Genomic DNA, 17715 nt, shown 5'->3' with positions numbered 1-17715 from the left:
CACACTTGAAAAATTTTTGGAAAGGAGCACGTTGAATGTCAACGAGTACCGCTCACGGTGGTGAGTTACTCAATCTGTATGCCACTGGCGATGCCCTGGCACACGAGAAAGAAAAAGCTCGATCCAACCTGTCATGGGATCTGACTGCCCGCCAGATGTTCGATATCGAATTACTGCTTAACGGTGCGTTTTCACCGCTGACTGGCTTCCTCAATAAAGCAGATTACGAATCGGTCGTGGCCGGCATGCGCCTCACCGACGGCACCCTTTGGCCGATGCCGATTAACCTGGACATTACTCGCGAGTTTGCAGACCAACTCGAAACGGGTCAGGAAATTACCTTGCGTGATCCCGAAGGTGTCGTTATCGCCAATCTTACTATTGGCGATATATGGGAGCCTGATCGCAATTATGAAGCTGAAAAGGTTTTTGGCGTACAGGATGAATCTCACCCGGGCGTACGCGCTCTGCTCCAGGCAACCAACCCCATCTATGTGGGTGGTAAGCTGACCGGAGTCACACCGCCACTGCACTACGACTTCAAGCAATATCGCAACGACCCGGCGCAACTGCGAGACTATTTCGCAGAGCAAGGTTGGGGCAATGTCATCGCCTTTCAAACGCGCAATCCGATTCACAAAGCGCACATCATTATGATGAAGCGTATGATGGCCAAGGCTCAGGCAAATGTGGTTATTCACACAGCCGTCGGAAAAACCAAACCAGGTGATATCGATCACTACTGCCGTGTGCGCTGCTACGAGAAAATCGTTAATCATTTTCCTCAAGGCAGTGCTGCCATCAGCCTTCTCCCTCTGGCGATGCGCATGGCAGGCCCCCGCGAAGCGCTTTGGCACGCCATTATCCGTCAGAACTACGGATTTACTCACTTTATCGTCGGCCGCGACCATGCCGGACCTGGACGCAATAATCGTGGTGGACTCTTTTACGGCCCCACTGACTCACAGGAATTGGTTGCCAGTTTCCAGAATGAACTGAACATTGAAATTCTGCGTGCGCCTTTCCTCCGCTTCGTCAAAGAACGGGGAGAGTTTTGCGAAGAACACGAGCTACTGTCAGGAGAGGCTGGTCTCTACATCTCCGGAGCTGAGCTGAAGAGAATGCTGGCCAATGGTGAAAAGGTTCCTGAATGGTTCGCTTATCCGGAAGTGGTTGAAGAACTGAATCGAACTCTCCCCCCACGTAGCAAACAAGGTTTTACTCTGTTTTTTACTGGCTTATCAGGTTCAGGAAAATCCACTCTCGCCAACGGTGTTATGGTCAAATTGAAGGAGCTGGGAGGACGTCAGGTTTCCCTGTTAGATGGCGATGTCGTACGCAAAAACCTCTCCAGCGAGTTGACCTTTTCTAAAGAGCATCGGGACCTCAATATTCAGCGTATTGGATATGTCGCTAGTGAAATCACTAAGAACGGCGGTATTGCTATCTGCGCCCCCATCGCGCCCTATAAAGTGACCCGTGCTGCGGTGCGACAAATGGTGGAAGAAGGCGGTGTCTTCGTTGAAGTTCATGTCGCAACGCCCATCGAAGTCTGTGAATCCCGTGACCGCAAAGGTCTCTACGCCATGGCTCGAGAGGGCAAGATTAAAGGATTTACCGGCATCGACGATCCCTACGAGATTCCAGAGAATCCGGAGCTGCGGATAGATACGTCGCAGTACTCCATGACCCAGGCCGTGGAAACGGTCATTAATCAACTGATTGAAATGGGGTTGCTGACCGCTTAGTCAGCCCCCTCCAGATTAACCCTTTGTCGTTAAGTAAGGCCCACTATGACTGATTCAAAAATGACTCACCTGAAGTTGCTCGAAGCGGAGAGTATTCACATCTTCCGTGAGGTAGCAGCGGAATTCGACAATCCTGTCATGCTCTATTCCGTAGGTAAGGATTCTTCCGTACTGCTGCACCTCGCACGCAAAGCGTTTGCCCCAGGCAAGATCCCCTTCCCTCTACTCCATGTCGATACCACTTGGAAATTCCATGAAATGATCGAATTTCGCGATCGCATGGCGGTGGAATATGACTTTGACCTGCTGGTGCATATCAACCCCGATGGCATAGCGATGGGCGTAGGCCCGTTTACACACGGCAGCGCCAAGCATACCGACATCATGAAAACGGAAAGCCTCAAACAAGCGTTGAACCACTACAAGTTTGATGCTGCTTTTGGTGGCGCCCGCCGAGACGAAGAAAAATCTCGCGCCAAAGAGCGTGTGTATTCCTTCCGTGACAAAAACCACCGCTGGGATCCAAAAAACCAGCGTCCAGAATTGTGGAACATCTACAACAGCAGCGTCGATCGCGGCGAAAGTATCCGTGTATTCCCTCTCTCCAACTGGACTGAGCTGGATATTTGGCAGTATATCTACAAAGAAAACATTCAGATTCCAGACCTCTACTTTGCCAAAGAGCGTCCTGTCGTAGAGCGCGACGGAACCTTGATCATGGTAGATGACGATCGCATGCCACTGGAAGACGGTGAAACCCCTGAAATGAAGATGGTCCGTTTCCGCACCTTGGGATGCTATCCGCTGACAGGTGCCGTCGAATCTTCAGCGGCAACACTGCCTGAAATCATTCAGGAAATGCTGTTGACCAAAACATCTGAGCGTCAAGGCCGAGTCATCGATTCAGATTCAGCCGGCTCAATGGAAAAGAAAAAAATGGAAGGCTATTTCTAATATTTTCTTTTCTAAATTTCGAATATCCGGAGTGCGGTTATATACCCGCTCCAAAGCAACAGTTTACGGAACATAGATATGATTGAATCTGGCGCACTCGCTGAACAGGATATCCTCACTTACCTGGATCAGCACGAAAACAAAGAGCTATTGCGGTTTTTAACCTGTGGTAGCGTGGATGACGGTAAAAGTACGTTGATTGGACGTCTTTTACATGACTCTAAAATGATTTTTGAAGATCACCTCTCCGCGATCAAAAACGACTCTAAAAAATTCAATACCACGGATCAGGAGTTCGATCTCGCATTACTGGTAGACGGCCTTCAAAGCGAACGTGAGCAAGGTATCACTATTGATGTAGCCTACCGCTATTTCACCACAGATAAACGTAAGTTTATTATCGCGGATACGCCTGGGCACGAGCAGTACACACGCAACATGGCTACTGGCGCATCTAACTGCGACCTTGCAATTGTTATGGTTGATGCGCGTCACGGCATCATGACTCAAACTCGCCGCCACAGTTTTATCGTTTCACTGCTTGGCATTAAGCATGTCATCGTTGCAATCAACAAAATGGACTTGGTTGACTACAGTGAAGACCGATACAAAGAAATCGTCGCTGAATATATGGAACTGTCTAACCAGCTGGATATTCCTGACATTCGTTTCGCGCCCATTTCAGCGTTACGCGGTGACAATGTCGTTAATCCATCTGAACATATGCCTTGGTTCGATGGCCAACCTCTGATGAACTTGCTGGAAACCATCGAAATTAATCGCGATGCCAAAGATGAAAGTTTCCGCCTGCCAGTTCAGTACGTCATTCGCCCTAACCTGAACTTCCGTGGTTTTGCTGGCACGATCGCCTCTGGTACTGTAGCTCCTGGCGATGAAGTGGTATCTCTGCCATCCGGCAAAACCAGCACAGTTAAAACCATTTCCACATTCGATGGCGACATTCCATCCGCTTCAGCAGCTCAGGCAATTACGCTCACGCTGGAAGATGAAATTGACTGTAGCCGCGGCGATATGCTGGTGAAAAAGGACGCTCTGCCACAGGTGAGTAACGGTGTTAAAGCACATGTTATTTGGATGGCCGAAGAGCCGATGATCAAAGACAAGCGCTATGCGATCAAATTTGTTAGTAAAAAATCTGTCGGCGCAGTAACCGGCATAGATTACAAAATTGACGTTAACACATTCGAGCAAAGTGCTTGTGATCAGCTGGAACTGAACGAGATTGCTGTTTGCAACCTCTCTTTTGACGCGCCAGTGATTTTTGATAGCTACAAAGAAAACCGCATTACCGGCGCCTTCATTATAATTGACCGTCTCACCAATGGGACTGTCGGCGCAGGTATGATTATTAGCTCTGCGGAAGGCCAAGGAACAGGCGGCACAGCTGCGTCTGAGCAGCTGAAAGAAGAAGTTCTTGGACGTCTTCAAGAGCTTTCAGGAAAGATTGATACTCTTTCTGAGTCAGACCTTGTTGCTTTGTTCAAGTCACTGAAAGAGTTCAACTAACCGTCAGTGACGCATAAAAAAAGGGGCTAATTGGCCCCTTTTTTTACAAAAATCACGATCAAATTCCGTCAATCACGCCCATAAGTATCTTCGTAGCGAACAATATCATCTTCCCCTAAATACGAACCGGACTGCACTTCAATCATCTCCAAAGCAATCGTGCCCGGGTTTTCAAGTCGATGAGTGGTACCCAAAGGTATATATGTAGACTCATTTTCTGTTACCAAAAACACCTCTTCACCACGTGTAACCTGGGCCGTGCCACTGACAACGATCCAGTGTTCTGCACGATGATGATGCTTCTGTAAGCTCAATTTTCCGCCAGGCTTTACTACAATTCGCTTAACCTGAAAGCGCGCCCCAAAATCAATAGAATCATAGTACCCCCAAGGACGATAGACCTTACGATGTAATTTCGTTTCTGATCGGCCTTCCGCCTTTAGATGCGAGACAATATCTTTAACGTTTTGCACTGCCCCTTTGTCTGCAACCATAATGGCATCATCGGTTTCGACAACGACCAGGTTTTCGACACCAACGGTCGCAATTAACTTAGAATCACTGCGTACATAGCTGTTTTTCGTCGACGTTAAAATGACGTCCCCATAGAGCGCGTTGCCAGACTCGTCCTTTTCAGCTACCTCCCATAGCGCAGACCATGAACCAACATCACTCCAGCCACAACTGAGCGGAACCACCATGGCATCGGACGTTTTTTCCATCACCGCGTAGTCAACTGACTCATCTGAACACGCTAAAAACGCACTTTTCTCTGGGCGCACGAAATCCATGTCTTCTTTTGCAGAGGACATGGAGGTTTCACACGCGGAAAAAATGTCAGGCCGATAGGTCTTTAATGCATTAAGGTAAGCGGATGCCTTAAATAAAAACATCCCACTGTTCCAGAGGTAAGTCCCGGCGCCGACGTATTTTTCTGCAGTAGAAAGATCGGGCTTTTCGACAAACTCGTCAACATCGAAAGCACCATTGGGAGATTGGCTGCCGGTTTTGATGTATCCATATCCTGTTTCCGGACCTGTGGGCACAATTCCAAAGGTCATCAGTTTACCAGACTCGGCATAAGAGGCAGCGATATCGACTGCCTCATGAAAGGCTTTCACGTCACTCATAGAATGATCTGCAGCTAACACCAACAGCATCGCATCCTCTGCCGGGAAGCTCTTTTGCACCTGCAAGGCCGCCAGCGCTATTGCTGGCGCGGTATTACGTCCTGCGGGTTCCAGAATGATACTACTGGCATCACAACCAGGCATCGCCCTAAGCTGTTCCGCTACAGTAAACCGGTGATCTTCACCACAAACAACGATTGGCGCTTCAATGCCTAACCCATCAAGACGCTGACAGGTGTCCTCCAACATGGTCTTTTCATTGACTAATGGCAAAAACTGCTTGGGATAAAGAGACCTAGACATCGGCCACAGCCGAGTTCCGGAACCGCCCGCCATAATGATAGGTACTATCATGGATCCATCCTTAACACTGTGATCTTTAAGCTATTCTAGCTCGATATAGAATACAAATCCCACCCTAAGCTTACCAATCGATAAGCCGATCCCGATTAGATAAACCCACCACAAATTTCAGGCACAAAAAAAGGCGCCTAAGCGCCTTTTCAGAGAAAGTATCAACCTTCTCTACTCTTCGACAGCTTCCGCATCCGCAGGACGATCGACGAGCTCAACATACGCCATCGGCGCTTTATCACCCGCCCGGTACCCACATTTCATGATGCGCAGGTAACCTCCGGGACGACCTTCGTAACGAGGACCAAGCTCATTAAACAACTTACCTACGGCCTTCTTGCTACCAAGGCGACTGAACGCCAAACGACGATTCGCAACGCTGTCTGCCTTACCAAGTGTAATGAGTGGCTCAGCAACCATACGCAGCTCTTTAGCTTTAGCTAAAGTAGTTTTGATTAACTCGTGCTCTACAAGAGAGACAGTCATATTCTTAAACATCGCATTCCGATGCGAACTATTCCGGTTGAGTTGCCGGCCACTATGGCGATGACGCATAACAAAAATCCCAATAAATTCTAATCTACATTAGGCCCCGATTAACAAATTGGCTTTACGCCAACTTGTCATCATTCGCCAGGCTGGCTGGAGGCCAATTCTCAAGACGCATTCCCAAAGACAAACCTCTTGATGCGAGTATGTCTTTAATCTCAGTAAGCGACTTTTTACCCAGGTTCGGGGTTTTTAACAGCTCTACTTCTGTGCGCTGAATCAGATCCCCAATGTAGTAAATATTCTCTGCTTTCAAGCAGTTCGCCGACCGAACGGTGAGTTCAAGATCATCCACAGGCCGCAACAGCACTGGATCAATCTCTTCCTCTTTTTCTTCAGGCTCGCTTTCCTTCTCACCTTCCAAATCAACAAATACCGCCAGCTGCTGCTGTAAAATCGTTGCAGCTCTGCGAATAGCCTCTTCAGGCTCGATGGTACCGTTGGTTTCCAGATCCAAAATCAGCTTGTCAAGGTCGGTGCGCTGTTCAACACGAGCGCTTTCCACCTGATACGCCAAACTGCGAACTGGGCTGAAAGATGCATCCAGATGAAGCTTACCAATCGCACGGGTCTCTTCATCATCACTCTGACGAGCGTCGGCAGGCTGATAGCCACGGCCACGTGCAACCGTTAACTTCATCTTCATCTCGACATCGCCGGTGACGTTAGCGATAACATGCTCAGGGTTTTTGATCTCGATATCGTGATCAACCTTGATATCACCCGCAGTAACAACGCCAGGACCATGGAAGTTCAAAGACAATGTAGCCTTGTCCTTACCGTGCATAACAACCGCAACGCCCTTGAGATTCAACATAATCTCAATAACGTCTTCTTGAACACCTTCAATTGCACTGTATTCATGCAACACACCATCGATCTCAGCCTCAACCACGGCACAGCCGGGCATTGAGGACAGAAGAATCCGACGCAACGCGTTACCAAGAGTATGCCCAAAGCCCCTTTCCAGCGGCTCTAAAACGACTTTTGCTCGGGTAGAGCTGCTTTCGGTAACGTCGATATGCCGAGGTGTTAAAAACTCGTTAACCGCACTTTGCATTAGGATACCTTCAGGTGTTAGCTGTTACTTGGAGTAAAGTTCTACGATCAGGTTCTCGTTGATGTCTGCTGGGAGATCTATACGATCAGGGTAACGTTTAAAGGTACCCTCTTTCTTCTCAGCATTTACGTCAACCCACTCTACCTCAGCTCTCTGGCTGGCATAGGTGAGAGCCTGTTGTATACGCATCTGATTTTTGGACTTTTCACGAACGGAAACAACATCACCAACCTTTATCTGATAAGAAGGGATGTTTACAGTCTTTCCATTAACTAAAATCGCTTTGTGAGAGACCAACTGACGAGACTCCGCTCGAGTGGCGCCAAACCCAATACGATATACGACGTTGTCCAGACGGCATTCAAGCAAGCGAAGAAGGTTCTCACCCGTCGCACCTTTAATTCTAGCAGCTTCCTTGTAATAGCTACGAAATTGCTTCTCTAAGACGCCGTAAGTACGACGAACTTTTTGCTTTTCGCGCAACTGAACACCGTAATCGGACAAGCGACCGCGTCTTACACCATGCTGACCGGGTGCGTGCTCCACTTTACATTTCGATTCCAGTGGGCGAGCGCCACTTTTCAGGAACAAATCTGTTCCTTCACGACGGGAAAGCTTACAAGTTGGTCCTATATAACGTGCCATGACTCTACCCCCTTATACTCTGCGCTTCTTCGGTGGACGACAACCATTGTGCGGAATCGGAGTAACATCCGTAATATTGGTAATTTTGTAACCAATATTATTCAGCGCACGAACCGCAGATTCACGGCCTGGGCCAGGGCCTTTGACCTCGACATCTAGATTCTTCAAACCGTATTCTTTCGCGGCCTCACCGGCTCGCTCCGCCGCAACCTGGGCTGCAAATGGCGTTGACTTACGAGAACCACGGAATCCTGAGCCACCTGCCGTAGCCCAAGAGAGAGTATTTCCCTGACGATCGGTAATGGTAACAATCGTGTTATTGAAAGACGCATGAACGTGAGCAACACCGTCCACGACCGTCTGTTTAACTTTTTTCTTTGTGGGCTTGCTACTTGGCTTTGCCATTGTAATTTAGACCTTTTCCAAAAATAGTGAGAACTAGAGACCTTCGCCTAACCTATCGTTTAATAGGTTTGCGAGGACCTTTTCTGGTTCTGGCGTTAGTTTTGGAACGCTGACCACGCACAGGCAGGCTGCGACGATGACGCAGACCACGGTAGCAACCCAAATCCATAAGCCGCTTGATACTCATGGACACTTCACGACGTAGATCACCTTCGACCTGGATCTTAGCGACCTCATTGCGTACTGCATCGATTTGCTGCTCATCAAGCTCACTGATTTTCGTTGCTTCAGCGATTCCAGTTGATGCACAGATCTGACGTGCAGTTGTTCTACCTATACCATACACATACGTTAGCGCAATAACGGTATGCTTATTGTCAGGGATATTGACTCCTGCTATACGAGCCATTTAATTTTACTCCACCTACAGGTTTTATTGCGGCAACGACGGCAAATAGAACCACCCTCGCCCAAAAAGGTGCGGAAGGATAGTAGCTATTTGTCTGAAATGCAATAGCCAAGGTATTTCTACCTTAGCGACAGTCGATGCCCCCAAAAATCCAGTCTTGCCAGTAAATGCTACGGATCACCTTTTTTGGATCCGCAGACAAGGTTAATTTAACCTTGTCTCTGCTTGTGGCGAGGCTCGGCGCTGCAAATCACTCGCAACACGCCTTTGCGCCGCACAACCTTGCACTTACGACAGACTTTCTTGATTGATGCTCTAACTTTCATGGTTTCTATAACCTCTTTATAAAATCAGCGCGATGCACCATAGCCTTTAAGGTTCGCTTTCTTCATCAAAGAGTCGTATTGATGCGACATTAGATGAGATTGAACCTGGGCCATGAAATCCATAACCACCACGACGACAATCAACAGCGAAGTTCCTCCTAAATAGAAAGGAATGTTTGTTGCCACCACAAGAAACTGCGGTAAGAGACAAACGGCTGCGATATAAATTGCACCGACAACGGTCAAGCGTGTTAACACATTGTCTATATACTTAGCTGACTGTTCACCAGGGCGAATACCAGGGATATAGGCACCCGAACGTTTCAGGTTATCCGCAACTTCACTTGGGTTAAACATCAACGCGGTATAAAAGAAGCAGAAAAAGACAATCAACGCCGCGAACAAAATAAAGTTAAGCGGTTGACCAGGACCAATCGCGAGAGCAATCTCCTGAAGTATCTCGCTACCGAGGCCTTCTCCGCCCTGCCCGAACCATTGCGCTATTGACGCCGGAAATAACAAAATGCTACTGGCGAAAATTGCTGGAATGACCCCGGCCATATTCACTTTAAGCGGCAAATGGCTACTTTGGGCGGCGTATACCTTTCGTCCCTGCTGGCGTTTAGCATAATTCACAGTGATCCGACGCTGGCCACGCTCCATTCGCACAACCAGCCAAATGACTGCAATGGCTAAGAAGGTCACACCGAGTAACAACAGTATGTGTAAATCACCCTGCCTCGCGCTTTCGAATGCTTGGCCGACCGCGCTTGGTAAACCGGCAACAATACCGGCAAAGATCAGCATGGATATACCGTTGCCGATACCCCGCTCAGTGACCTGCTCACCCAGCCACATCATAAACACAGCACCAGTAACTAAAGAGGTTACCGCAACGAAGTAAAAGCTGAATCCGGTCATGTACGCCTGGCCGGAGAACCCGACCGTCATACCAATCCCCTGAACCAATGCAAGAACCACTGTTAGATAACGCGTGTACTGATTAATCTTCCGACGACCTGCATCTCCCTCTTTCTTCAGCTGCTCCAGCGACGGTGTCACTGCCGACATCAACTGCATGATAATCGATGCAGAGATATAGGGCATGATGCCAAGCGCAAGAATACTCATACGCTCTAAAGCACCACCGGAAAACATATTGAAGAGGCCGAGAATCGTGCCCTCGTTTTGACTAAAAAGAGCTGCCAAACGATCCGGGTCGATCCCGGGAACCGGAATATGGGTACCAATCCGATAGACAACTATTGCCAAAAACAGAAAACGAAGGCGAGCCCAAAGCTCGCCCAATCCTTTCTGCTGGTTTACCAATGACCGGTTAGCCATCGTTGATTACACTCCAACGATTTGCAGTAATTACTCTTCTACCTTACCGCCAGCAGCTTCAATCGCTGCCTTGGCACCTTTAGTAACAGCCAGACCTTTAACGGTGACTGCTTTCTCTATGGTACCGGAAAGGAAGACCTTAGCTCGCAGAACGTTCGTGCCTACGACGTCAGCACGCTTCAATGCATCTAGATCGATGACATCAGCATCAATCTTGGCTAGCTCTGCGAGGCGAACCTCTTCTGAAACGCGACCGATACGGGACGTAAACCCGTACTTTGGTAAGCGCTTCTGTAAAGGCATCTGCCCGCCTTCAAACCCTGGCGCGACGCTGCCACCGCTACGAGCTTTAAGACCTTTGTGACCACGACCACCGGTTTTACCGAGCCCGCTACCAATACCGCGACCAACACGGCGACGGTCTTTGACGCGACCTTCGGCTGGAGACAGTGAATTCAATCTCATCTCACGCGCCCTCTACTTTAACCATATAATTAACTTTGTTGATCATGCCACGAACTGCCGGCGTGTCTTCAACGGTCACAGAGTGGCCGATTTTTCGCAACCCCAATCCGGACAAGCAAGCCTTGTGCTTAGCGAGCCGACCAGCGTTACTTTTCAGCTGAGTAACCTTCAGATATTTTTTTTCCATCTTTACTGTCCCGAATCTCTGCCAACTGACAAGGCGATACCGCCAATCAGTTCAAGATATCTTCTACTGACTTACCACGCTTGGCAGCCACGGCTTCAGGTGCAGCCATGTCTTCCAGCGCCTTGAAAGTTGCACGAACAACATTCACGGGGTTTGTTGAACCATAGCACTTGGCAAGAACGTTCTGAACACCCGCCATTTCAAAGACGGAGCGCATTGCACCCCCGGCAATAACTCCAGTACCTTGCGATGCAGGCTGCATGAATACCTTAGAACCACTGTGACTTCCAGTGGTCGCGTATTGCAGTGTATCGCCATTCAGCTCAACTTGGACCATATTGCGTCGGGCGGCCTCCATGGCCTTCTGTATCGCTGCTGGAACTTCGCGCGCTTTGCCTCGACCGAAACCAACACGACCATTACCATCGCCTACGACGGTGAGTGCTGTAAAGTTAAAAATCCGGCCGCCTTTTACCGTCTTAGCAACGCGATTGACTTGAACGAGCTTTTCCTGAAACCCTTCTTCGTTGCGCTCTTCTTTCTTGTTGAAAGCCATAACAGTACCTTTAGAATTCCAGTCCAGCTTCACGAGCAGCGTCGGCAAGAGCCTGCACACGACCGTGATATTTAAATCCAGAGCGATCGAACGCCACCTCGGTAACACCAGCAGCTTTAGCTCGCTCAGCAATTAACTTGCCTACGGCAGCTGCTGCATCTTTATTACCAGTAGCACCCTGGCGCAGTGAACTGTCCAAAGTAGATGCACTTGCAAGCACCTTGTCACCGCTACCAGCTATAACCTGCGCATAGATATGGCGAGGTGTCCGGTTGATACATAGGCGATTTACGCCCAGCTCTTTGATCTTCGAGCGAGCCCGACGGGCACGGCGAAGACGGCTCACTTTCTTTGCGTTCATTGCACTAATCCTATTTCTTCTTGGCTTCTTTTCTGCGTACGTGCTCATCAGAGTAACGCACACCCTTGCCTTTGTAGGGCTCTGGCGGACGGAAGGCTCTGATTTCAGCAGCAACCTGACCAAGCAGTTGTTTGTCCGCACTCTTAAGAACGACTTCTGTCTGGCTAGGAGTCTCTGCTTTAACGCCCTCAGGAAGCTTGTATATAACCGGATGAGAATATCCCAAGGTTAAATCAACTTCACTACCGGATGCTTTAACACGATAACCAACGCCCGTCAGAACTAATTTACGTTCAAAACCGGCAGAAACGCCCTGAACCATGTTCTGGATTAATGCGCGAGTAGTACCCGCCAGCGCGTTAGCCGACGCCGCTTTGCTTTTCGGCGAAATTTTCAGAACATTGTCTTCTTGCTCAACCTGAACACTGTTGTGGATGACATGCTCTAACTTGCCGTTACCGCCACTTACCTGGATTTCCTGTCCACTTAATTGAACAGTAACTCCCTTCGGCAGCTCGACAGGATTCTTTGCAACTCGTGACATGACGAATTCTCTCTATACAAAAACTATCAGTAAACTAACTCAGAAGACGGTACAGAGAACTTCACCGCCGACGCCATTTTTACGCGCAGCGCGATCAGTCATTACACCAAGACTGGTAGATACAATTGCCACACCTAAACCACCGCGAACGGAAGGTAGGCCATCTTTACCGGCGTAAGTACGCAGACCTGGACGGCTTACACGATCCAATTCAGCAATTACCGGCTTACCTTCATAATATTTAAGCTCGATGGTTAATACCGGCTTGGCGTCTTCGCTTACACTGTAGCCATTGACGTAGCCCTCATCTGTAAGAACTTTCGCCACGCTCACTTTCAGCTTTGAAGACGGCATACCGACTTCAAGTTTACCTACCTGCTGTGCGTTTCTGATACGGGTCAGCATATCCGCCAAAGGATCTTGCATACTCATATTTCAATTCCTATAAATTCAGCTGCTTACCAGCTCGCCTTGACGAGACCAGGAACATCGCCGCGCATGGCCGCTTCTCTTAGTTTGTTGCGGCACAAGCCAAACTTGCGATAAACCCCATGAGGACGACCGGTCAAGCTACAACGACGCTGTTGTCTTGCAGGGCTGGCGTCACGGGGCAGCTTTTGAAGCTTAACTTGGGCTTCCCACACTTCTTCTTCAGAGCTGTTAACGCTGCAGATGATTGCTTTAAGCTCTTTTCTCTTCTCGGCGTACTTAGCGACTGTCTTAGCACGTTTCGCTTCACGCGCGATCATTGATTTCTTAGCCATTTATCCTCTTCCTCAGCCTTTGAACGGGAACTGAAAAGCCTTCAACAAAGCAAGGCCTTCTGCATCGTTACGAGCTGTTGTCGTGATACAGATATCCAACCCACGTAGCTTGTCGATTTTATCGTAATCAATCTCTGGGAAAATGATTTGCTCATTGAATCCCATAGAGAAATTACCACGCCCATCGAATTGCTTTGGGCTGATACCACGGAAGTCACGTACCCGCGGGATAGCAATACTGATCAGACGCTCCAAAAATTCATACATTCTGTCGGAACGTAGAGTAACCTTGCAACCAATCGGCCATCCCTCGCGGACTTTAAAGCCTGCGATAGACTTACGAGCTTTTGTGACTACCGGCTTTTGGCCAGAGATCTGACGCAAGTCATTGACAGCATTTTCAAGAAATTTCTTGTCTCCGATCGCTTCACCCACACCCATATTGAGTGTGATTTTAGTGATACGTGGAACTGCCATTACGTTTTCAATCTTCAGGTCATCCTGAAGTTGCTTACTAATTTCGTTTCGGTAAAGTTCTCTTAACTTAGCCATTGCGATAAACCATTAAATAGAGTGACGATCACGAAATTACGCGTCGATAGTCTTTCCGTTCGATTTGAACACGCGCACCTTTTTGCCATCGTCTTGGACTTTAAAACCCACACGATCTGCTTTCCCAGTTTCGCTGTTAAAAATCGCAACGTTCGAGACGTGAATTGGCGCCTCTTTTTCTACGATTCCTCCAGCGACACCCATTTGAGGGTTTGGCTTCTGATGCTTCTTAATTTTCTGAACGCCCGAAACAATCACTTTATCGTCGTTCAATACCTTAACGACCTTGCCCCGCTTGCCTTTGTCTCGACCGGCAATGACGACAACTTCGTCTTCTCTTTTAATCTTGCGCATGACTAGTAATCCTGTGAATCGCTCAACCACTAAATCACTTCGGGAGCGAGAGAAATAATCTTCATAAATTTCTCGCCACGAAGCTCTCTTGTCACCGGCCCAAATATACGGGTGCCGATCGGAGCCTCTTGGTTATTCAGAAGCACTGCTGCATTGTCGTCAAACTTAATCAAAGAGCCGTCTTGACGACGAACACCTTTCTTAGTTCTAACCACAACGGCTTTCATGACCTGCCCCTTTTTAACCTTTCCTCGCGGAATGGCTTCTTTAATGGTCACTTTAATAATGTCGCCAACGGCAGCGTAACGACGATGCGACCCGCCCAGAACCTTGATGCACATAACACGACGGGCTCCGCTATTATCTGCCACATCCAAGTATGATTGCGCCTGAATCATCGCCTATCTCCAATAAATACTCGGTGCGTGAGATCAATTGATCTCTGCTGCACGCTCAACAATTTTAACCAGTGACCATGCTTTGGTTTTCGACAAACGACGAGACTCTTCAATAGTCACTGTGTCGCCGGCCTTACACTCGTTGTTCTCATCATGCGCCTTCAACTTTGTTGATTTGCTCACGTATTTCCCATAAAGAGGGTGTTTTACGCGACGCTCGATGAGTACAGTAATGGTCTTATCCATTTTGTCGCTTACGACCTTTCCGCTCAGCTGACGGACGAGTTTATCTGTCATGGTTACGCACCTGCCTTCTGATTCAAAACGGTCTTTATTCTTGCAATGTCGCGACGGGTCGATTTTACAAGATGAGTCTGATTCAGCTGGCCGGTAGCAGCCTGCATACGCAGACGAAACTGCTCTTCCAATTGCTTGACAAGCTCAGCTTTCAGTTCTTCAACTGACTTTTCCTGCAATTCCTGAATTTTCATCACATCACCGTACGCTTAACAAATGTCGTATTAAACGGCAGTTTTGCCGCCGCTAGCGCAAACGCCTCTCTTGCAAGCTCTTCTGAAACGCCTTCCATTTCATAAAGAACTTTACCTGGTTGAATCTGAGCAACCCAGTATTCAACGTTACCCTTACCTTTACCCTGTCTCACTTCAAGAGGCTTATTGGTAATTGGCTTATCTGGAAAAACACGAATCCAAATTTTTCCGCCCCTCTTGATATGACGAGTCATAGCTCGACGAGCAGCTTCAATCTGTCTGGCCGTTAAACGACCGCGTGCATTCGCTTTGAGGCCGAACTCTCCAAAGCTCACTTTAGAACCGCGTTGCGCTAAACCGCGATTACGACCTTTTTGTTGCTTACGAAATTTCGTACGCTTAGGTTGAAGCATGATGCGTACCCCCTATCAATTCTTTTTCTTGGACTGTTCTTCGACAGCTTCCATACCGCCGATAACCTCGCCCTTAAATATCCAGACCTTCACACCGATAATACCGTATGTGGTCAGACCTTCCGCTGTTGCGTAATCGATGTCCGCTCGCAAAGTGTGCAACGGCACTCGACCTTCACGGTACCATTCAGTACGTGCAATCTCAGCACCGCCGAGACGTCCACTTACCTGAATTTTGATTCCCTCAGCACCTTGGCGCATCGCATTCTGAACGGCACGTTTCATGGCGCGGCGAAACATAACACGACGCTCTAGCTGCTGAGCCACACTTTGAGCGACCAGGAACGCATCAAGATCAGGCTTGCGAATCTCTTCGATATTAATGTGTACTGGGCAACCCATCTGCTTGCTTACTTCTGCTCGCAGGCGTTCAACATCTTCGCCCTTCTTACCGATAACGATACCCGGACGTGCAGTGTGAATAGTCACTCGGGCAGTATTCGCGGGCCGCTCGATTTCTATCCGACTTACAGAAGCATTGGAGAGTTGCTTCCCTATGTACTCACGTACTTTCAGATCCGTGTGGAGTTTATCCGCATAATTATCGCTGCCAGCATACCAAGTAGAGGTATGCTTCTTGATAATTCCAAGACGAATTCCAGTCGGATGTACTTTCTGTCCCATAAATTCAGTCTCTTATTGATCAGCTACTTTGACGGTGATATGACAAGTGCGCTTAAAAATACGGTCCGCACGTCCTTTCGCACGTGGGCGAATACGCTTCATTGTCAGACCTTCGTCAACAAACACTGTCGATACTTTCAGTTCATCAACATCGGCACCTTCGTTGTGCTCAGCATTCGCTATAGCTGACTCAAGTACCTTCTTGACGATTGCAGCACCTTTTTTAGTGCTAAAATTCAATATGTCCAGCGCCTCTTCAACGTGCTTACCACGAATCTGGTCAGCAACCAGACGAGCTTTTTGAGCAGAGAGCTGAGCGCCTTTTAATTTCGCTGATATTTCCATCGTTGAATCTCTTAGCGTTTCGCCTTCTTATCGGCCACGTGTCCCCGGTAGGTACGAGTAGCCGCAAATTCTCCAAGCTTGTGCCCAACCATCTCTTCGTTGATGATTACGGGTACATGCTGGCGCCCATTGTGAACGGCAATCGTCAGACCAACCATTTCAGGCATAATCATTGAACGACGAGACCAAGTTTTGATTGGTTTCCGGTCGTTTTTTTCAATTGCCGTCTCTACCTTTTTGATCAAGTGCAGATCAATAAAGGGACCTTTTTTCAGTGAACGTGGCACAGTAGCTATCCTCGTCGTTTCAGCTATCGCTTACTTATTTCTTTCCGCGGCGACGGACAATCATTTTATCCGTGCGCTTGTTTTTACGTGTCTTAGCACCTTTCGTTGGCATACCCCATGGTGAAACAGGGTGACGACCACCAGAAGTGCGCCCTTCACCACCACCGTGTGGGTGGTCAACCGGGTTCATCGCGACACCGCGGACTGTAGGTCTAACACCTCTCCAACGAGATGCACCGGCCTTACCCAGAGAGCGAAGATTATGCTCACTGTTAGATACTTCACCTAATGTCGCACGACAGTTGGCAAGAACTCGTCTCATTTCGCCACTGCGAAGCCGGATAGTAGCGTATTGACCTTCACGCGCTACCAATTGAGCTGATGCGCCGGCGGAACGCGCGATTTGAGCGCCCTTACCAGGTTTCAACTCAATACAGTGAAGCTGTGTACCTACCGGAATGTTGCGGATTGGTAACGCATTACCAGGCTTAATCGCAACAAATTCGCCAGATTCAACCACGTCACCAGCCTTAACATTTTTAGGCGCAATAATATAGCGACGCTCACCGTCTGCGTAACACAACAATGCAATGTGTGCACTACGATTCGGATCATATTCCAAACGCTCGACCTTCGCCGGAATACCGTCTTTATTACGTTTAAAATCTATAACGCGATAGTGTTGCTTATGACCACCACCAACGTGACGAGTGGTTATCCGACCACTGCTATTACGCCCACCGGACTTGGACTTCTTTTCGAGAAGAGGTGCGTGTGGAGCCCCTTTATGCAGGTCACCATTAACAACACTAACTACAAACCGGCGGCCGGGCGAGGTAGGTTTACGCTTTACAATTGCCATC

Annotated in this window: 28 protein-coding genes; 3 read left to right on the top strand and 25 right to left on the bottom strand. The window is 48.5% G+C overall.

The window, feature by feature from the left end:
* The first annotated feature begins 35 nt into the window (after positions 1-35).
* From ACXAFR_RS24460 to cysN, 3 genes are all read left to right on the top strand, one after another.
* A complete protein-coding gene (locus tag ACXAFR_RS24460) occupies positions 36-1748 on the top strand; it encodes a bifunctional sulfate adenylyltransferase/adenylylsulfate kinase (RefSeq protein WP_475182064.1) in 1713 nt (570 codons plus the stop codon).
* A 45-nt stretch (positions 1749-1793) separates the two neighbouring features.
* Positions 1794-2702, top strand: a complete 909-nt coding sequence (gene cysD / locus ACXAFR_RS24455; protein ID WP_475182063.1) for a sulfate adenylyltransferase subunit CysD — start codon at positions 1794-1796, stop codon at positions 2700-2702.
* 78 nt (positions 2703-2780) lie between these two features.
* Positions 2781-4229, top strand: a complete 1449-nt coding sequence (cysN, locus tag ACXAFR_RS24450; RefSeq protein WP_475182060.1) for a sulfate adenylyltransferase subunit CysN — start codon at positions 2781-2783, stop codon at positions 4227-4229.
* A 68-nt stretch (positions 4230-4297) separates the two neighbouring features.
* Here the strand turns inward: cysN and ACXAFR_RS24445 are convergent, their stop codons facing one another.
* The 25 genes from ACXAFR_RS24445 to rplB form a co-directional block, all read right to left on the bottom strand.
* The gene (locus ACXAFR_RS24445; protein ID WP_475182059.1) at positions 4298-5713 is read right to left on the bottom strand and encodes a mannose-1-phosphate guanylyltransferase/mannose-6-phosphate isomerase; all 1416 of its coding nucleotides are present in this window, start codon (positions 5711-5713) and stop codon (positions 4298-4300) included.
* Between the two features lie 171 nt (positions 5714-5884).
* Positions 5885-6268 carry a 50S ribosomal protein L17 gene (gene rplQ / locus ACXAFR_RS24440; protein WP_475182058.1) on the bottom strand — a complete coding sequence of 128 codons (384 nt, stop codon included), beginning with the start codon at positions 6266-6268 and terminating at the stop codon, positions 5885-5887.
* A 55-nt stretch (positions 6269-6323) separates the two neighbouring features.
* Positions 6324-7322: a DNA-directed RNA polymerase subunit alpha gene (locus tag ACXAFR_RS24435; protein ID WP_475182056.1), complete on the bottom strand. Its 999-nt coding sequence runs from the start codon at positions 7320-7322 to the stop codon at positions 6324-6326.
* 24 nt (positions 7323-7346) lie between these two features.
* Positions 7347-7967, bottom strand: coding sequence for a 30S ribosomal protein S4 (rpsD, locus tag ACXAFR_RS24430; protein WP_475182054.1), 621 nt, complete (start codon positions 7965-7967; stop codon positions 7347-7349).
* Positions 7968-7979: 12 nt separating this feature from the next.
* Positions 7980-8372, bottom strand: a complete 393-nt coding sequence (gene rpsK / locus ACXAFR_RS24425) for a 30S ribosomal protein S11 (protein WP_475182053.1) — start codon at positions 8370-8372, stop codon at positions 7980-7982.
* A gap of 52 nt (positions 8373-8424) precedes the next feature.
* Positions 8425-8781: a 30S ribosomal protein S13 gene (gene rpsM / locus ACXAFR_RS24420; protein ID WP_475182051.1), complete on the bottom strand. Its 357-nt coding sequence runs from the start codon at positions 8779-8781 to the stop codon at positions 8425-8427.
* Between the two features lie 209 nt (positions 8782-8990).
* On the bottom strand, positions 8991-9107 hold the full coding sequence (rpmJ, locus tag ACXAFR_RS24415; RefSeq protein WP_475182049.1) for a 50S ribosomal protein L36: 117 nt from the start codon (positions 9105-9107) through the stop codon (positions 8991-8993).
* Between the two features lie 24 nt (positions 9108-9131).
* On the bottom strand, positions 9132-10451 hold the full coding sequence (gene secY / locus ACXAFR_RS24410) for a preprotein translocase subunit SecY (RefSeq protein WP_475182048.1): 1320 nt from the start codon (positions 10449-10451) through the stop codon (positions 9132-9134).
* 30 nt (positions 10452-10481) lie between these two features.
* Entirely contained in the window at positions 10482-10916 is a 435-nt protein-coding gene (gene rplO / locus ACXAFR_RS24405; protein WP_475182046.1) for a 50S ribosomal protein L15, read from the bottom strand.
* A gap of 1 nt (position 10917) precedes the next feature.
* Positions 10918-11103: a 50S ribosomal protein L30 gene (rpmD, locus tag ACXAFR_RS24400; RefSeq protein WP_475182043.1), complete on the bottom strand. Its 186-nt coding sequence runs from the start codon at positions 11101-11103 to the stop codon at positions 10918-10920.
* 46 nt (positions 11104-11149) lie between these two features.
* Positions 11150-11659 carry a 30S ribosomal protein S5 gene (rpsE, locus tag ACXAFR_RS24395; RefSeq protein ID WP_475182041.1) on the bottom strand — a complete coding sequence of 170 codons (510 nt, stop codon included), beginning with the start codon at positions 11657-11659 and terminating at the stop codon, positions 11150-11152.
* A 10-nt stretch (positions 11660-11669) separates the two neighbouring features.
* Positions 11670-12020, bottom strand: coding sequence for a 50S ribosomal protein L18 (gene rplR / locus ACXAFR_RS24390; protein WP_475182038.1), 351 nt, complete (start codon positions 12018-12020; stop codon positions 11670-11672).
* 10 nt (positions 12021-12030) lie between these two features.
* On the bottom strand, positions 12031-12564 hold the full coding sequence (rplF, locus tag ACXAFR_RS24385) for a 50S ribosomal protein L6 (RefSeq protein WP_475182037.1): 534 nt from the start codon (positions 12562-12564) through the stop codon (positions 12031-12033).
* Between the two features lie 39 nt (positions 12565-12603).
* Positions 12604-12996 carry a 30S ribosomal protein S8 gene (gene rpsH, locus ACXAFR_RS24380; protein ID WP_475182035.1) on the bottom strand — a complete coding sequence of 131 codons (393 nt, stop codon included), beginning with the start codon at positions 12994-12996 and terminating at the stop codon, positions 12604-12606.
* A 26-nt stretch (positions 12997-13022) separates the two neighbouring features.
* A complete protein-coding gene (gene rpsN, locus ACXAFR_RS24375) occupies positions 13023-13328 on the bottom strand; it encodes a 30S ribosomal protein S14 (protein WP_475182034.1) in 306 nt (101 codons plus the stop codon).
* A gap of 12 nt (positions 13329-13340) precedes the next feature.
* On the bottom strand, positions 13341-13880 hold the full coding sequence (rplE, locus tag ACXAFR_RS24370; protein WP_475182032.1) for a 50S ribosomal protein L5: 540 nt from the start codon (positions 13878-13880) through the stop codon (positions 13341-13343).
* 36 nt (positions 13881-13916) lie between these two features.
* The gene (gene rplX, locus ACXAFR_RS24365; protein ID WP_475182030.1) at positions 13917-14234 is read right to left on the bottom strand and encodes a 50S ribosomal protein L24; all 318 of its coding nucleotides are present in this window, start codon (positions 14232-14234) and stop codon (positions 13917-13919) included.
* A gap of 29 nt (positions 14235-14263) precedes the next feature.
* On the bottom strand, positions 14264-14632 hold the full coding sequence (gene rplN, locus ACXAFR_RS24360) for a 50S ribosomal protein L14 (RefSeq protein ID WP_475182029.1): 369 nt from the start codon (positions 14630-14632) through the stop codon (positions 14264-14266).
* Positions 14633-14665: 33 nt separating this feature from the next.
* Positions 14666-14929: a 30S ribosomal protein S17 gene (gene rpsQ / locus ACXAFR_RS24355; protein WP_475182026.1), complete on the bottom strand. Its 264-nt coding sequence runs from the start codon at positions 14927-14929 to the stop codon at positions 14666-14668.
* A gap of 2 nt (positions 14930-14931) precedes the next feature.
* Positions 14932-15123 carry a 50S ribosomal protein L29 gene (gene rpmC, locus ACXAFR_RS24350; RefSeq protein WP_475182022.1) on the bottom strand — a complete coding sequence of 64 codons (192 nt, stop codon included), beginning with the start codon at positions 15121-15123 and terminating at the stop codon, positions 14932-14934.
* Positions 15123-15536, bottom strand: coding sequence for a 50S ribosomal protein L16 (rplP, locus tag ACXAFR_RS24345; protein ID WP_475182019.1), 414 nt, complete (start codon positions 15534-15536; stop codon positions 15123-15125). The genes rpmC and rplP overlap by 1 nt, the downstream gene beginning before the upstream one ends.
* A gap of 15 nt (positions 15537-15551) precedes the next feature.
* The gene (gene rpsC, locus ACXAFR_RS24340) at positions 15552-16220 is read right to left on the bottom strand and encodes a 30S ribosomal protein S3 (RefSeq protein WP_475182016.1); all 669 of its coding nucleotides are present in this window, start codon (positions 16218-16220) and stop codon (positions 15552-15554) included.
* A gap of 12 nt (positions 16221-16232) precedes the next feature.
* Positions 16233-16565 (bottom strand): 50S ribosomal protein L22, encoded by a 333-nt coding sequence (gene rplV, locus ACXAFR_RS24335; protein WP_475182014.1) that lies wholly within the window; start codon positions 16563-16565, stop codon positions 16233-16235.
* Positions 16566-16576: 11 nt separating this feature from the next.
* The gene (rpsS, locus tag ACXAFR_RS24330; protein ID WP_475182011.1) at positions 16577-16852 is read right to left on the bottom strand and encodes a 30S ribosomal protein S19; all 276 of its coding nucleotides are present in this window, start codon (positions 16850-16852) and stop codon (positions 16577-16579) included.
* A gap of 34 nt (positions 16853-16886) precedes the next feature.
* The gene (rplB, locus tag ACXAFR_RS24325; RefSeq protein ID WP_475182007.1) at positions 16887-17714 is read right to left on the bottom strand and encodes a 50S ribosomal protein L2; all 828 of its coding nucleotides are present in this window, start codon (positions 17712-17714) and stop codon (positions 16887-16889) included.
* Position 17715 lies beyond the last annotated feature (1 nt).

This window comes from Pseudomaricurvus sp. ABR4_320 (assembly GCF_056159445.1).
Note: the sequence above shows the minus strand (reverse complement) of the source record. Positions and strands in the feature narration are given on the sequence as shown.

Excerpts from the sequence above, each read along its gene's own strand:
- ACXAFR_RS24460 (WP_475182064.1), top strand. The coding sequence starts at position 36 with ATGTCAACGAGTACCGCTCACGGTGGTGAGTTACTCAATCTGTATGCC.
- cysD (WP_475182063.1), top strand. The coding sequence starts at position 1,794 with ATGACTGATTCAAAAATGACTCACCTGAAGTTGCTCGAAGCGGAGAGT.
- cysN (WP_475182060.1), top strand. The coding sequence starts at position 2,781 with ATGATTGAATCTGGCGCACTCGCTGAACAGGATATCCTCACTTACCTG.
- ACXAFR_RS24445 (WP_475182059.1), bottom strand. The coding sequence starts at position 5,713 with ATGATAGTACCTATCATTATGGCGGGCGGTTCCGGAACTCGGCTGTGG.
- rplQ (WP_475182058.1), bottom strand. The coding sequence starts at position 6,268 with ATGCGTCATCGCCATAGTGGCCGGCAACTCAACCGGAATAGTTCGCAT.
- ACXAFR_RS24435 (WP_475182056.1), bottom strand. The coding sequence starts at position 7,322 with ATGCAAAGTGCGGTTAACGAGTTTTTAACACCTCGGCATATCGACGTT.
- rpsD (WP_475182054.1), bottom strand. The coding sequence starts at position 7,967 with ATGGCACGTTATATAGGACCAACTTGTAAGCTTTCCCGTCGTGAAGGA.
- rpsK (WP_475182053.1), bottom strand. The coding sequence starts at position 8,372 with ATGGCAAAGCCAAGTAGCAAGCCCACAAAGAAAAAAGTTAAACAGACG.
- rpsM (WP_475182051.1), bottom strand. The coding sequence starts at position 8,781 with ATGGCTCGTATAGCAGGAGTCAATATCCCTGACAATAAGCATACCGTT.
- rpmJ (WP_475182049.1), bottom strand. The coding sequence starts at position 9,107 with ATGAAAGTTAGAGCATCAATCAAGAAAGTCTGTCGTAAGTGCAAGGTT.
- secY (WP_475182048.1), bottom strand. The coding sequence starts at position 10,451 with ATGGCTAACCGGTCATTGGTAAACCAGCAGAAAGGATTGGGCGAGCTT.
- rplO (WP_475182046.1), bottom strand. The coding sequence starts at position 10,916 with ATGAGATTGAATTCACTGTCTCCAGCCGAAGGTCGCGTCAAAGACCGT.
- rpmD (WP_475182043.1), bottom strand. The coding sequence starts at position 11,103 with ATGGAAAAAAAATATCTGAAGGTTACTCAGCTGAAAAGTAACGCTGGT.
- rpsE (WP_475182041.1), bottom strand. The coding sequence starts at position 11,659 with ATGGCTTTCAACAAGAAAGAAGAGCGCAACGAAGAAGGGTTTCAGGAA.
- rplR (WP_475182038.1), bottom strand. The coding sequence starts at position 12,020 with ATGAACGCAAAGAAAGTGAGCCGTCTTCGCCGTGCCCGTCGGGCTCGC.
- rplF (WP_475182037.1), bottom strand. The coding sequence starts at position 12,564 with ATGTCACGAGTTGCAAAGAATCCTGTCGAGCTGCCGAAGGGAGTTACT.
- rpsH (WP_475182035.1), bottom strand. The coding sequence starts at position 12,996 with ATGAGTATGCAAGATCCTTTGGCGGATATGCTGACCCGTATCAGAAAC.
- rpsN (WP_475182034.1), bottom strand. The coding sequence starts at position 13,328 with ATGGCTAAGAAATCAATGATCGCGCGTGAAGCGAAACGTGCTAAGACA.
- rplE (WP_475182032.1), bottom strand. The coding sequence starts at position 13,880 with ATGGCTAAGTTAAGAGAACTTTACCGAAACGAAATTAGTAAGCAACTT.
- rplX (WP_475182030.1), bottom strand. The coding sequence starts at position 14,234 with ATGCGCAAGATTAAAAGAGAAGACGAAGTTGTCGTCATTGCCGGTCGA.
- rplN (WP_475182029.1), bottom strand. The coding sequence starts at position 14,632 with ATGATTCAGGCGCAATCATACTTGGATGTGGCAGATAATAGCGGAGCC.
- rpsQ (WP_475182026.1), bottom strand. The coding sequence starts at position 14,929 with ATGACAGATAAACTCGTCCGTCAGCTGAGCGGAAAGGTCGTAAGCGAC.
- rpmC (WP_475182022.1), bottom strand. The coding sequence starts at position 15,123 with ATGAAAATTCAGGAATTGCAGGAAAAGTCAGTTGAAGAACTGAAAGCT.
- rplP (WP_475182019.1), bottom strand. The coding sequence starts at position 15,536 with ATGCTTCAACCTAAGCGTACGAAATTTCGTAAGCAACAAAAAGGTCGT.
- rpsC (WP_475182016.1), bottom strand. The coding sequence starts at position 16,220 with ATGGGACAGAAAGTACATCCGACTGGAATTCGTCTTGGAATTATCAAG.
- rplV (WP_475182014.1), bottom strand. The coding sequence starts at position 16,565 with ATGGAAATATCAGCGAAATTAAAAGGCGCTCAGCTCTCTGCTCAAAAA.
- rplB (WP_475182007.1), bottom strand. The coding sequence starts at position 17,714 with ATGGCAATTGTAAAGCGTAAACCTACCTCGCCCGGCCGCCGGTTTGTA.